This is a genomic window from Amycolatopsis sp. NPDC003731, assembly GCF_053586895.1.
The window spans coordinates 119346-131978 of sequence record NZ_JBSFNC010000001.1 but is presented as its reverse complement, the minus strand read 5'-3'; the positions used below and the strand labels follow the sequence as shown (position 1 = coordinate 131978).

The following is a 12633-nucleotide window of genomic DNA, read 5'->3' as shown; positions in this document are numbered from 1 at the left end:
TACCAAAAGATGGCTTCTGTCGGGCACCGATCCTAACTGTGCTCTTCGGCGTCCCACGCGGGGTCGGTGGGAGGGGCCTCGCTGGCCCATGCCGCGGCAGGGTCGGCGGCCATCGAGTTCGCCGACGCCACCTGGTTGCCGCCACCGCGTTTGGCCTGGTACATCGCCGCATCCGCACGCGCCAGGACCTGCTCGCCGCGTTCCTGCGGCCGCAGCGAGACGAGCCCGATCGACAGCGTCACGCCGTGCGAAAGGTGGTGCGGCAGGTTCGAGACGGACTTCACGGCCCGCCCGAGCGCCATCTTCGCCGCAGAGGCCGGCGTGCCCGGGAGCAGGACGATGAACTCGTCGCCGCCGTAGCGGGCCACCAGGTCGTCGCCGCGCAACGCGTCACGAAGCGTGCTCGCCACCACACGCAGCACGTTGTCGCCTTCCGCGTGCGACTGCTTGTCGTTGACGCCCTTGAAGCCGTCCAGGTCGACCAGCGCCACCGCCAGCGGCTGCGCGTCCGCCGACGACGCGAGCTGGCGCAGCTTCTCGTCCAGCGCGCGCCGGTTGGGCAGGCCGGTGAGCGGGTCCTGCAGCGCCTGCTGGGTGATCGCGCCGTGCTCGGCGGACAGGCGTTCGTGCTCGCGGCGGGCGTTCAGCGTGGCGATCTGCGACTCGCGCAGGCTCCACATCTCCGACTCCAGGCGCCGCGCGTAGTCGATCAGCGACTCGCCGGCGCCGGAGCCCGGGCTCGTGTCCAGCCGGGCCAGCTCACGGGCGATGTTCAGCCGCATCGACGGCTGGGAGGTGTCGTCCGAGATCGACTGGCGGGTCTCGCGCAGGACCGAGAGGGCCTCGTCGCGGCGGCCTTCCCTGTCCAGGCAGCGCGCCAGCGCGATCGCGACGATCTCGCGGTCGTGCCCGAACGCGCGCTCGGTGTAGAGGTTCTGCAGCCGCTCGACGTGCTCGCCGCCCGGCTGGTTCAGCGCCGGCGCCGCGGCCAGGACGCCGACCTGGTCGATCGCGTCGACGTTCGCCTTGCGCGGGAACAGCGACTCGGCGAACGGCCCTTCGGCGGCCGCCCCCATCGACGCCGCCGTGCGGAACTTCTCGGCGCTCTCGTCGTACTCGTCGATGCGCTCCAGCCGCAGGCCCCAGCCGAGCAGCATCTTGATCCGGTTGATCAGCTGCAGGGCGATGTCGTGCGGGCTCGCGCTCTCGCGGATCGCCGCCGCGGCCCGGCCGATCACCTCTTCGGCCGCCTCGTAGACGCCGAGCTGATTGAGCACCAGCCAGCAGTCGATCAGCGTCGAGGAGAGCAGCCGGTTCCAGTTGCGCAGCCCGACCTGGCGGTCCGGGATGGTCGAGTCGTCGAGGATGGCCAGCGCCCGGGCGATCTCGGTGAGCGCGGCGTCCTCCTGCGCGGCGATCACGAGCCGGCGCCCGCGCAGGGCGTGCGCGTCGGCCCGGAGCAGGGCGATGCCGTGGCGCCGGGTGTGCGCGAGCATCTCGTCGAGCCGGGGCTCGGCCTCCGCGGCCAGGCCCTTCGTGGCCAGCCGGGCGAGGGCGGACGAGCGCAGCAGCTGGGCCACGAGCAGGGGCTCGCCGCGCCGCTGGGTCTCGTCGAGCAGCTCGTCCATCATCGCGACGATCTCGAGCTGCTGGGTGTACTCGTGCCGCTGGACCGCGGCGTTCAGCTCCCGCGCGCGCCCGACGATCCAGGCGTCGGACATCTCGGCCAGCGCGGGCCGCCTGGCCATCACCGGGTCGGTCGCCTCGTCGGTCAGCGCCAACCTCCCGGTGTCGTGGGTTTCCGGTTCCTCTGCTGCTCCGCCGCCAGGATTCGAACCTGAACTGTCAGAACCAAAATCTGAAGTGCTGCCGATTACACTACGGCGGATCGATCCTGGTCAGGATAGCGACGATCGGGTGTCGTCCGCGCGGGGGATGCGTTAGGCGCCCGGCGGCCGGGTACCCGCTCCCCGGGACAGGTGTGTGGCTCCAGGCACTCCCCAGCCGCCCGAACCTCCTGTACCGTAACTTACGGCATCGTAGGTTAGGTCACCCTTGGTAAAGGGCGCCGTGTGTAGGAAGAAGTGAAGCGTATGACGGCCACGCTCGACCGTTCCCAGCCCACCGGGGAGCCTCCGGCCCCCAAGGGGCCCAAACCCGTCATCGACGGCAAGCGCGGCATCGGCGTGCAGCTGTCGGTCTACTTCGGTGTGATCGCCCCGCTCGTGGCCCTCCTGGTCGCGGTGCCGTTCGCGTGGGGCTGGGGACTGAGCTGGGTCGACGTCGGCATCTTCGTGGTGTTCTACGCGATCAGCGGGCTCGGCATCACGGTGTCGTACCACCGCTACTTCACGCACGGTTCGTTCAAGGCCAAGCAGTGGCTGCGCGTGTTCATGGCCATCGCGGGCAGCATCGCCCTGCAGGGCCCGGTGATCACCTGGGTCGCCGACCACCGCCGCCACCACGCGTTCTCCGACCGCGACGGCGACCCGCACTCGCCGTGGGCGTTCGGCACCTCGCCGTGGGCCATCGCCAAGGGCTTCTGGCACGCGCACATGGGCTGGCTCTTCGAGCGCGACCAGACCAACGCCGAGCGCTTCGCGCCGGACCTGGTGAAGGACCCGGCGATCAAGAAGGTCGACGACCTGTTCTGGCTGTGGGCCCTGGTCAGCCTGACCCTGCCGGCGCTGCTCGGCGGGCTGATCTCGTGGTCGCTGTGGGGCGCGGTGACGGCGTTCTTCTGGGCCGGGCTGGTCCGCATCTGCGTGCTGCACCACGTGACCTGGTCGGTCAACTCGATCTGCCACATGATCGGCGAGCGCCCGTTCGCTGCCCGCGACAAGTCGGCCAACTTCTGGCCCCTGGCGATCTTCAGCTTCGGCGAGTCGTGGCACAACCTGCACCACGCCGACCCGACGTCCGCCCGCCACGGCGTCAAGCGCGGCCAGATCGACATCTCCGCGCGGCTGATCTGGATCTTCGAGAAGTTCGGCTGGGTGCACGACGTCCGCTGGCCGACGCCGCAGCGCCTGGCCCGTATCGCCACCGAAAAAGCCTAGTCAACTAGGCTGCCCCGATGGCGGGGAGACGACGTTCGAAGCGTGAGCAGCAGGTCACCGGGGCCCGTCCGGCCGCCCCGGTGACCCGGGTCCGGATGACCGGCACCGAGCGGCGTCAGCAACTGCTGAACGTCGCCCGGGCGCTGTTCGCCGAGAAGGGCTTCGACGGCACGTCGATCGAGGAGATCGCCCACCGCGCCAACGTTTCGAAGCCGGTGGTGTACGAGCACTTCGGCGGCAAAGAGGGCATCTACGCGGTGGTCGTCGACCGCGAAACGCAGCTGCTGCTCGACCGGATGGTCTCGACCCTCCACGGCGGCCACCCGCGCGCGATGCTGGAGCAGGCGGCGACGGCGCTGCTGTCCTACGTCGAGGACTCCCACGACGGGTTCCGCATCCTGGTCCGCGACTCCCCGGTGGCGAGCTCCACGGGGACGTTTTCCACGGTGCTGAACGACATCGCGAGCCAGGTCGAGCACATCCTGGCCCAGCAGTTCGCCGCCCGCGGCTACGACGAGAAGCTGGCGGCGCTGTACGCGCAGGCGCTGGTGGGCATGGTGGCGCTGACCGGCCAGTGGTGGCTGGACGCGCGCAAGCCCAAGCGCGACGAGGTGGCGGCGCACCTGGTCAACCTGGCGTGGAACGGGTTGTCGCACCTGGAGCACAAGCCGAAGCTGCGGCTGGGCTGACGTCGTGGCGCTCACGGCCGCGGAGTTGCGGCTCATGCAGGGCCTGGCGCAGCGGATCACCGCCACCCACCCGGAGCTGGTGAACAGCGACGCGTCGTTCGGCGAGCTGGCCTGGAACTGGGGCCGCACTCGCGGCGAGGGCGAGCACCGGCTGTGGTTCGCGGGCGACGAGCTCGTCGCGTGGGGCCGGGCCGAGTTGCCGCGCCAGGTGCGGCGCAACGACGGTTCGGTCAAGGACATCACCGACGCGTACCTGGCCTACCAGGTGCATCCCGCGCACGCGGAGCTGGTCGACGACGTGATCGCCTGGTACGAGGCGACGGCACCCGGCGTGTCCCGCACCGTGCTCCCGGCGGCGGCCGACGCGCACGGTCTGCAGCGCTGGGCGGCGCACGGTTACGAAGCCGACGAGGAATGGTCGCAGCTCAACGAGCGCGATCTCACCGAGGTGGAAGAACCGTCGCTGCCGGCCGGATTTTCGTTCCGCACGGCGGCGGAGTTGCCGCCGGAAGCCGTGGTGCAGGCGCATGTGGACGCCTGGGCCCCGACGTCGTACACGGAGGCGTCGTACCTCGGCGTCCGGCAGGCGCCGGGCTACCGCGACGACCTGCACGTCCTGGTGCAGGCACCGGACGGCCCGATGGCGTGCTCGGCGATCATGTGGCTCGACGAGGCGAACGAGACGGTCGAGTTCGAGCCGGTCGGAACGCACCCGCGCTACCGGCGCAAGGGGCTGGCGCGCGCGATGCTGTTGTACGGAATGCGCCTCGCGCGCTCGGCGGGCGCCCGGCACGCGACGGTGGCCTGCATGGGCGAGCCGGCCCCGGCGCGCGAGCTGTACTACGGCGTGGGGTTCCGGGCGTTCTCGCGGGACGCGCCGCTGATCAAGCGCGGTTGAGCGTCACCGCAACTGCCCCGCGGCGTGCAGGTGGTCGAAGATCAGCTGCGCCACCAAGGAAACCCGGGGCCGGTCCGCATAGCCCAGCCAGGCGATCTCCTCGATCTCCGCGCACGCCCGCGGCGTTCCCTCGTACTCCGCCGAGTAGGCCGTCGTGCGCACGAGCGTCCCCTCCGCGTGACCGTGCGCCTGCCCTTCGAACGTGCCCGCCGGCGTGATCGAAGCCGCGTCGATCGCCACGCCCAGCTCCTCGCGGATCTCCCGGACCAGCGTCTCGGCGTCGGTCTCGCCCGGCTCGCGTTTGCCGCCCGGGAGGTAGAACTTGTCCTTCCCCCGCGAACGCGCCACCAGGATGCGGCCGTCCACCACGTGGATCCAGGCGATCTTGTCGATCACGCGAGTGCCGCCAGCGCCTCGTCGGTCGTCACGACCGTGCCCAGGCGCGGGAAGATCTTCGTGATGGCGTTCTGGTGCGAGATGTCCGACAGTGCCGTCATCGCGTCGGACACCGCGACCGTGTCGTAGCCGTGGTCCGAGGCCGCGCGCAGGGTCGACTCCACGCCGAACTCCGTGGCGATACCGCCGAAGTACACCGTGCGGACACCCGCGCCGCGCAGGAACTCGTCGAGGTCCGTGCCCGCGAAGCCGCCGATCGTGTACTTCGTGACGATCTTGTCGTCCTCGGCGTCGAAGGCCAGTTCGTTGCCCGGCGGGTTGTCCGGGCGCGACACCTTCACGACCACCACCGGCGCCCCGGCCTTGCGGAACGCGTCCCGCAGCCGCAGGGCGTTCGCGAGGACTTCTTCGCCGCGGTACGGCGTGGTGGGCAGCGCCACGATCCGCTCCTGCAGATCGATCAGCACGAGCGCGGAGGTGGCCGGGTCGATCTTGCTCATGCCCCGATCCTAGGCACTAGGGTCGGGCTCATGGCGAACAACAGGGAAATCGTGGTGACGGGCGGCGGCACGGGCATCGGGTACGCCGTGGCGGCGGCCTTCGCCCAGGCCGGCGAGCGCGTCACGATCACCGGGCGCCGCGAGAAGGTGCTCACCGAAGCCGCGACACTCGCCGGCGCGCGGCCCGTCGTGTTCGACGCCGCCGACCCCGCGGCCGTCGAAGCCGCACTGGAGGAGTTGCCGGACCGCGTCGACGTCCTCGTCAACAACGCGGGCGGCAACACGGATTTCCTCGACGGCGGCGGCGAAACGGGGCTGGCCGGCTTCGCGGCGGCTTTCGAGCGGAACCTCCGGTCCAATGTGGTCAGTGCGGCCTTGGTGACGCACGCGCTGCGCGACCGCCTCGCCGAGGGCGCGCGGATCATCACCATCGGATCGATCGCCGCGCACACCGGCGCGGGGTCGTACGGCGCCGCGAAGGCCGCGGTCGAGGCGTGGAACGTGAGCGTGGCGCGCGAGTTCGGGCCGCGCGGGATCACCGCGAACGTCGTCGCGCCGGGCCTGATCGGGGACACCGAGTTCTTCCACGGCCAGCTGAGCGACCAGCGCCGCGAGTGGCTGATCGGCAACACGATGAACAAGCGCCCGGGCTCGCCGGACGACGTCGTGGCCGCGGTGACGTACCTGGCGAGCCCCGCCGCCGGGCACGTCACCGGGCAGGTGCTGCACGTCAACGGCGGTGCCTACCTGGGCAGATGAGATCGGCCGATCGGCCGATGCGCGCGCCGGTTGTCCGCCGGAAGGCCGGAACACCCCGGCTTTTCGGGCGATCCCCGCGGTCCACCTCCGCCATAGCTTCGGATACCTCACCGATCCGGCGGAGGTGGTCTGGTGCTCGAGCGGCTGAACAACCTGAAGGTGCTCGTCGGCATCGCCGTGGTCATCGTGGTCGGCGGCCTGCTCGTCGCGGTCGCCGTCAACAGCGACTCCGGCAGCGACAGCTGGCGCGCTCGATGCAGCTCCACCCCGGCCGCGCCGGCGGAGAAGCAGGCGAGCCTCGTCGCCGAGGCCAGGAAAGCGCTGCTGGGCACCGGGCACGATCCGCGGCTCGGGATCGAGATCGTCGACCTGGGGGCCTGCGCGGTCGAAACCCGGTGGAAGGCCGACCAGCCCCAGCCCGCCGCGTCCGTGGTGAAGCTGCTCATCGCCCTCGACCTGCTCGACCGGTCCGGCGTGCCCTCGGGCAGCGACGCGACGGCCGTCCACAGCATGCTCGCACACACCACGCCCCCCGGCCGACGCCGGGCAGTGGGGCTCCACCCGGATGTCACCCACCGACGTCGTCACCGTCTACCGGCACATCACCGCCGCGCTGCCCGAAGAACAACGCGGGTTCCTCACCGGGGCGATGGAGAGCGCCCCGCGCACCGCCGTCGACGGGTTCGACCAGCACTTCGGGATCCCGCGCGCCTTCTCCGGTGCGGCGTGGGCGGTCAAGCAGGGCTGGGGCAGCTCCGAGTCCCGGCGGGTGCTCAACACCACCGGCCTGGTCCGGACCCCGTCCGGGACCTACGCCGTCGCGGTGATGGCGTCCTGGAGCGACACCATCGACTGGCCGGCCGCGACCACGGCGGTGACCACCGCCGTCGGCTCGCTGAAGGGCTCGCTCGAGGCCGGAAAGGCCTGAAGCGGGGCTGGAGGCCGGCCCCCGGATCGCCAGGTCGGCGACGGCGCCCGGGGACCGGCACGGTGCTGCCGCGGGAACGCTCTCTTCGGACCGCGTCCAACACGCGTCGGGGGCGGGCGAAAACTCTTGGTGCACACCATGTTCCGCCGATCGCCGCCCGGGCGTAAGTGTCCACGGCACACAGTGGCCGTGCTTTTCGCATGATCAGGCGGGCGTGACCTTCAGCAGCTTGTCGTCCGTACCGTCCGAGGTGGTCACGTACAGGGCGCCGTCCGGGCCGCTGCGGACCGCGCGGAGGCGGCCGAACGTGTCGTCGAACTCCGGGGGCAGCGTGACGTCGAGGACCTTGCCCGCCGGGTCCAGGTGGTACAGCAGCAGTTTCTGGCCCTTGAGCGCCACCACGACCAGCGCGCCGTCGTTCGTCCCCCACTGGGCGCCGGTCAGGAAGGCGTCGCCGCTGATCGCCTCGGTGGTCTTCCCGGACGTCCACAGTGGACTCACCGCGTCCGGGAAGCGCTTGAGGTCGGTCATCGGCACGCTCTCGTCGTAGCTCGATTCCGTGCCGCCCTTGGACGGGTCCCAGCCGTAGTTGGCGCCCGGCTTCAGCAGGTTCACCTCGTCGTCGAACGACGGCCCGTGCTCGGCGGTGATCACCTGGCCGCTGCCCGGCCGGATCGCCACGCCCTGGACGTTGCGGTGGCCGTAGGTGTAGATCAGCCGTTCGCGCGGGTCACTCGAAGTGATGAACGGGTTGTCCGGCAACGGCTCTCCGGTCTTCGCGTCCAGCCGCAGCACCTTGCCGCCGAGGGAGTGGCGGTCCTGGGAGATCGACGCGCGGGCGGTGTCGCCGGTGCCGACGAGCAGCGCGCCGTCCGGGGCGAACGTCGGACGGCAGCCGGAGTGCCGTCCGCTCGGGTTCACCGGCAGCCCGGTGAGCAGGTCCTTCACCTTGGCCGCGCTCGCGCCGTCGGCGGCCAGCTTCCAGGTGACCAGCCGGATGTCGACGGCCTTGCCGCCTTCCTGGTGGTCCTGGCAGGTGATGAACTCGCGGCTGGTCGCGAAGTCCGGGCTGACGACCATGCCGAGCAGCCCGCCTTCGCCCTTGGCCATGACGTCGGAGAGGTCGGCGCGCACCTCGGCGGCCTGGCCGTTGCGGACCAGCGCGAGTTTGCCGGGCCGCTGCGGCACGAGGATGCCGCCGTCGGGCAGGAAGCCGACGTCCCAGCCGTGCTCCAGGCCGCCGGTCACCGTCTCGATCTTGAACTTCCCGCTCGCGGCGGCCGGGGACGACGCCGGCGGGACGCTCTGCACGGGTTCGCTCGCCGCCCCCGAACAGCCCAGGACCAGCAGGGACACCGCACCGAGGAGACCCAGCGAACGCCGCATGAGGCCCATCCTGCCACCATGCGGTGAAATCGCCGTTCGCCAGCCGCTTCGTCGTCAGTTGTGGTGCGGGCAGGGGCCGTACTGGCCGAGCGCCGTGCGTGCCGCTTCGGCGTCTTGGCGGTAGTAGGACGGAGAACCCTTCCAGCTGCCCGCACAACGCCTGCTGGGCCATGTCGAGCGTCGGGGAGGTGGGTGCCGAGCTGCTCGCCGGAGGTGGTGGCGGTGGCACCGGACGGGCCTGCGCTCAGGAACCCGGCCGCACCAGCCCGGACTCGTAGGCGAACACGACGGCGTGCACCCGGTCCCGCAGGCCCAGCTTGCCGAGCACCCGCCCGACGTGCGTCTTCACCGTCGTCTCGCCGATGTACAGCTTCGCGGCGATCTCGGTGTTCGACAGCCCGCGCGCGATGAGCCCCAAGACGTCCTTCTCGCGTTCGGTCAGCACCCCGAGCTTCGCGACGTCGACGGGATCGCGGTCGTCGGCGAGGTACCGGTCGAGCAGCCGCCGCGTGACCGACGGCGACACCATCGAGTCACCCCGCAGCACGCCCCGGATCGCGACGAGCATCTCCTCGGCGGGCGCGTCCTTGACGAGGAACCCGCTCGCCCCGCCCCGAAGAGCGGCGTAGGCGTACTCGTCGAGGTCGAAGGTGGTGATGATCAGGACACGCACGTCCGGCAGCTCGGCGCAGATCCGCGCGGTCGCCGTGACGCCGTCGAGCACCGGCATCCGGACGTCCATCAGGACCAGGTCGGGACGCAGTTCCCGGGCGAGGGCGACGGCTTCTTCGCCGTTGGCGGCCTCACCGACGACGGCGAGGTCGTCCTGGCTCTCGACGATCATGCGCAGGCCGACGCGGACGAGCTGCTGGTCGTCGCAGAGCAGGATCCGGGTGGTCACGGGGTCACCACCAGGCTGGCGCGCACCCGGTACCCGCCGTCCGGCAGAGGGCCCGTCGTCAGCTCGCCGTGGTACATCTCGACGCGCTGGCGCATGCCGGCCAGCCCGCGCCCGGACGACGGCAGGGCGGGCGCCGGCGGTGCGTGGCCGCCGGTGTTCGTCACCTCGATGCGGACCTCCGGTGGCTCGAAGGCGACGCCGACGCGGCCGGTCGCGTCGGCCGGGGCGTGCTTGATCATGTTGGTCAGTGCCTCCTGGACGATCCGGTACGCCTGCAGCGCGGCGCTCGCGGGCAGGGTGCCCGGGTCGCCGGTGACGTCGAGGGTGACGTCCCGGCCGGCCTGCTCGACGAGCTCGCGCAGCCCGGCGAGGGTCGGCTGGGGACTGCGCGCCGCCTGGCCGGCGTGCAGGACTTCGAGGAGCCGGCGCAGCTCGGCCAGCGCGTCCCGGCCCGTGTGGACGATCGTGTCGAGCGTGCGGTCGACGGCCGCCGGGTCGCGGTGCCGGGCCAGCTTCGCGCCCTCGGCGTTCAGCACGATCACGCTCATGCTGTGCGCCAGGACGTCGTGCAGCTCCCGCGCGATCCTGGTGCGCTCCTCGGCGACCGCCGCGCGGGCCTGGGCGTCGTCCCGCTTCTTCTCCTCGGCGACGAGCTCCTCCTGTTTGCGGAAGAACTCGCCGAGCGCCCACGCCGCGATGTGCAGCGGCAGGATGCCGACCAGGGTCAACGTCGGGTTCGCCGTCTCCGGCGCGTAGAGGACGTACCACTGGGTGCCGAGCACGGCGATCGCCACCGCGATCACCGCGGCGAACCACCGGTCCCGCCGTTTGACCAGGTTGAACAGCACCACCGCCATCGCCAGCTCGGTGCGGCCGCGGTCGTACGCCCAGATCTCGGTGAAGTACACCACCGCCGCCCCGGCGATGATCAGCACCGCGACCGTGCGCGGGTACCGGCGGCGCACCAATAGCGGGAGCAGGAACAGCATCGGGATGGCCCGCACGGTCCACGGCTCCGGGCCGGTCCAGCTCGGCGCGAGGAAGACGAACACGCCGTACAGCGGCAGATCCACCGTCCACCGGTGCCGGCGCACCCACTTCACGAGTCGTTCCACGCCCCGAACGTAGTGCCGGGGGGCCGCCTGGGGCGTCCTTCCTGCGGCCGGTCCTCGTCCTCCTCCGGGAGGAGGGAGCCGGCCGGTCCGGACGATTCGGGACCACAGCCGCCGTTCCTACCGTCGGGATCATGTCGATCACCAGGGAATTCCTCCGCCACCCCGTGCTGACGGGCGCGATCGCGCCGAGCTCGCCGCGGCTGGCCGAAGAGATGACGGCGGGCCTCGGCCTGGAACGCGCGTCGTGCGTCGCGGAACTGGGGCCGGGCACCGGCGTGTTCACCGAAGCGGTCCTCGCGCTGCTTCGCCCCGAAGCGCGCTTCACGGCCGTCGAGATCAACCCGCGTCTCGCCGCTTCGCTGCAGGACCGTCTTCCGCAGGTGGACGTCGTCACTGGCTCGGCGGAGCACTTGGCGCTCGAGGACGTCGACGTCGTCGTCTCCGGGCTGCCGTGGACGGCCATGACCGCGGCTCGGCAGCAGCGCATTCTCGACGCGGTCACCGCGGCGCTCGCCCCGAACGGCCGGTTCACGACCTTCGCGTACGCCCACGCGGCCTGGACCCCGCCCGCCCGCCGCTTCGCCGCGTCGCTGCGCGGCCGGTTCGCGGTCGTGGAGCGCACGCGGGTCGTCTGGGGCAACCTGCCGCCCGCGTTCGTCTACCGCGCGGCGCTGCCGGTGGCGGTGGGGAGGGCCCGGCGTGGACAGCCTGCTGCGGCCCCTGCTTGACGCGCCCCCGGCGGTCGTCTACCTGGTCTGCGCCCTGATCATCACGGCGGAAACCGCGCTGCTGCCGGGAATCGTGCTGCCGACGTTGTCGACGCTGCTGCTGATGGGTTTCCTCGCCGAGCGGGGCACGCTCCACCTCGGACTCGCTTGGGCGGTGGCCGTCGCTTCGGCGGTCCTCGGCGACCAGATCGCGTACCTCGAGGGACGCCGCTGGGGGCCGAGGCTGGCCCACCGGGACCGGTGGAAGCGCGTGGAAACCGCGGTCGCGCGCTATGGCGTCCCGGCGGTGATCGCGGGCCGCTGCCTGGCGGGTGTCCGCACGCTGGTGCCGCGGGTGGCGGGCTCGGCGGCGATGCCGTACCGCCGGTTCGCGGCGGGCAGCGTGGGCGCGGCGGTGCTGTGGGCGAGCGCGGAACTGCTGGTGGGTCACACGACGGCGCTGGTGCTGTGAAGCCGTTCCGCGGTCTCGGCGTCGGCGGGGAGGAACGTCTCCAGCTTCAGCTCCGACACGGTCACGTCCGCCGCCGTCGCGAACGTCGTGATCGCCGTGATCAGCCGCAGTTCGCCGAGCGAGGTGGCCAGGCGGACCGGCACCGCGAACCCCAGGTGCTCCGAGCCGGGGGCGGCCGCCGGCGGCAGGTACCCCTCGAGTTCGGCGAGCTGGGCGGCCAGCCGGTCGTCGGGCGTGCGGGCGAGGTCGTTGCGGAGGCGTTCGAGGATGTGCCGCGCCCAGTCGTCGAGGTTGGCCACGCGCGGCGCCATCCCGCGCGGGTGCAGCGCCAGCCGCAGCGTGTCGACCGGTTCGCGCAGCAGCTCCGGCGCGACCCCCTCGGTGAGCAGCCGGAACCCGTCGTTCGCCGCGACCAGCACGCCGTGGCGGTCGACGACGATCGCGGGGTAGGGCCGGTGGCCGTCGAGCAGCCGCCGCAGCCCGTCGAGCACCGGCCGGATCGCCGGGTCGTCGAGCCGGGTTTCGGGGTACGTCGGCGCGTAGCCGGCCGCGTGGAGCAGGCCGTTGCGCTCGCGCAGGGGCAGTTCGAGGGACTCCGCGACGCGCAGGACCATGCCCCGGCCGGGTACCGAGCGCCCGCTCTCCATGAAGCTGACGTGCCGCTGCGTCGTGCCCGCGCGCAGGGCGAGGTCGAGCTGGCTGAGCCGCCGCCGGGTGCGCCAGTCCCTGAGCGCCGTTCCGAAGTCCACGGCCCCATCCTGCTCGGGGCGTCCATTCCCCGCGGGGAATTGAGGGCATACCCCGGTTCGGCGACGCTTCGGCC

General features: G+C 71.8%; 15 protein-coding genes and 1 tRNA gene. 7 read left to right on the top strand and 9 right to left on the bottom strand.

Annotation, left to right across the window (positions count from 1 at the left end; translation table 11 throughout):
• Positions 1–32: 32 nt before the first annotated feature.
• Together ACWDN5_RS00650 and ACWDN5_RS00645 are read right to left on the bottom strand one after the other, a co-directional pair.
• Positions 33–1781, bottom strand: a complete 1749-nt coding sequence (locus ACWDN5_RS00650; RefSeq protein ID WP_310973872.1) for a GGDEF domain-containing protein — start codon at positions 1779–1781, stop codon at positions 33–35.
• Between the two features lie 35 nt (positions 1782–1816).
• Positions 1817–1888 (bottom strand) — tRNA-Gln (locus ACWDN5_RS00645).
• Between the two features lie 205 nt (positions 1889–2093).
• Here ACWDN5_RS00645 and ACWDN5_RS00640 point away from each other — a divergent pair.
• The 3 genes from ACWDN5_RS00640 (at position 2094) to ACWDN5_RS00630 (ending at position 4646) form a co-directional block, all read left to right on the top strand.
• The gene (locus ACWDN5_RS00640) at positions 2094–3059 is read left to right on the top strand and encodes an acyl-CoA desaturase (RefSeq protein ID WP_310973870.1); all 966 of its coding nucleotides are present in this window, start codon (positions 2094–2096) and stop codon (positions 3057–3059) included.
• Positions 3060–3154: 95 nt separating this feature from the next.
• Complete coding sequence (locus ACWDN5_RS00635; protein ID WP_003062116.1) at positions 3155–3748, top strand: TetR/AcrR family transcriptional regulator; 594 nt, start codon at positions 3155–3157, stop codon at positions 3746–3748.
• A gap of 4 nt (positions 3749–3752) precedes the next feature.
• Positions 3753–4646: a GNAT family N-acetyltransferase gene (locus ACWDN5_RS00630; protein ID WP_449673722.1), complete on the top strand. Its 894-nt coding sequence runs from the start codon at positions 3753–3755 to the stop codon at positions 4644–4646.
• A gap of 3 nt (positions 4647–4649) precedes the next feature.
• On the opposite strand, the gene ACWDN5_RS00625 is transcribed toward ACWDN5_RS00630, so the two are convergent.
• Complete coding sequence (locus ACWDN5_RS00625; protein WP_310973868.1) at positions 4650–5042, bottom strand: NUDIX hydrolase; 393 nt, start codon at positions 5040–5042, stop codon at positions 4650–4652.
• Entirely contained in the window at positions 5039–5542 is a 504-nt protein-coding gene (locus ACWDN5_RS00620) for an isochorismatase family protein (protein WP_449673721.1), read from the bottom strand. The genes ACWDN5_RS00625 and ACWDN5_RS00620 overlap by 4 nt, the downstream gene beginning before the upstream one ends.
• Positions 5543–5572: 30 nt before the next feature.
• On the opposite strand from ACWDN5_RS00620, the gene ACWDN5_RS00615 reads away from it, so the two are divergent.
• Entirely contained in the window at positions 5573–6301 is a 729-nt protein-coding gene (locus ACWDN5_RS00615) for an SDR family NAD(P)-dependent oxidoreductase (RefSeq protein WP_449673720.1), read from the top strand.
• A 107-nt stretch (positions 6302–6408) separates the two neighbouring features.
• On the opposite strand, the gene ACWDN5_RS00610 is transcribed toward ACWDN5_RS00615, so the two are convergent.
• Entirely contained in the window at positions 6409–6813 is a 405-nt protein-coding gene (locus ACWDN5_RS00610) for a hypothetical protein (RefSeq protein WP_449673719.1), read from the bottom strand.
• Between the two features lie 53 nt (positions 6814–6866).
• On the opposite strand from ACWDN5_RS00610, the gene ACWDN5_RS00605 reads away from it, so the two are divergent.
• Positions 6867–7229, top strand: coding sequence for a hypothetical protein (locus ACWDN5_RS00605; protein WP_449673718.1), 363 nt, complete (start codon positions 6867–6869; stop codon positions 7227–7229).
• Between the two features lie 204 nt (positions 7230–7433).
• Here the strand turns inward: ACWDN5_RS00605 and ACWDN5_RS00600 are convergent, their stop codons facing one another.
• The 3 genes from ACWDN5_RS00600 to ACWDN5_RS00590 form a co-directional block, all read right to left on the bottom strand.
• Positions 7434–8615, bottom strand: a complete 1182-nt coding sequence (locus ACWDN5_RS00600) for a PQQ-dependent sugar dehydrogenase (protein ID WP_449673717.1) — start codon at positions 8613–8615, stop codon at positions 7434–7436.
• 244 nt (positions 8616–8859) lie between these two features.
• Positions 8860–9516 (bottom strand): response regulator transcription factor, encoded by a 657-nt coding sequence (locus ACWDN5_RS00595; protein WP_310973860.1) that lies wholly within the window; start codon positions 9514–9516, stop codon positions 8860–8862.
• Positions 9513–10631, bottom strand: coding sequence for a sensor histidine kinase (locus tag ACWDN5_RS00590; RefSeq protein ID WP_449673716.1), 1119 nt, complete (start codon positions 10629–10631; stop codon positions 9513–9515). The genes ACWDN5_RS00595 and ACWDN5_RS00590 overlap by 4 nt, the downstream gene beginning before the upstream one ends.
• A 131-nt stretch (positions 10632–10762) precedes the next feature.
• On the opposite strand from ACWDN5_RS00590, the gene ACWDN5_RS00585 reads away from it, so the two are divergent.
• Together ACWDN5_RS00585 and ACWDN5_RS00580 are read left to right on the top strand one after the other, a co-directional pair.
• Positions 10763–11359 (top strand): class I SAM-dependent methyltransferase, encoded by a 597-nt coding sequence (locus ACWDN5_RS00585; protein ID WP_449673715.1) that lies wholly within the window; start codon positions 10763–10765, stop codon positions 11357–11359.
• Positions 11331–11810, top strand: a complete 480-nt coding sequence (locus tag ACWDN5_RS00580) for a DedA family protein (RefSeq protein WP_449673714.1) — start codon at positions 11331–11333, stop codon at positions 11808–11810. Before ACWDN5_RS00585 ends, ACWDN5_RS00580 begins: the two co-directional genes overlap by 29 nt.
• Here ACWDN5_RS00580 and ACWDN5_RS00575 read toward each other — a convergent pair.
• A complete protein-coding gene (locus ACWDN5_RS00575; RefSeq protein WP_449673713.1) occupies positions 11786–12559 on the bottom strand; it encodes a helix-turn-helix domain-containing protein in 774 nt (257 codons plus the stop codon). The genes ACWDN5_RS00580 and ACWDN5_RS00575 overlap by 25 nt on opposite strands.
• Positions 12560–12633 lie beyond the last annotated feature (74 nt).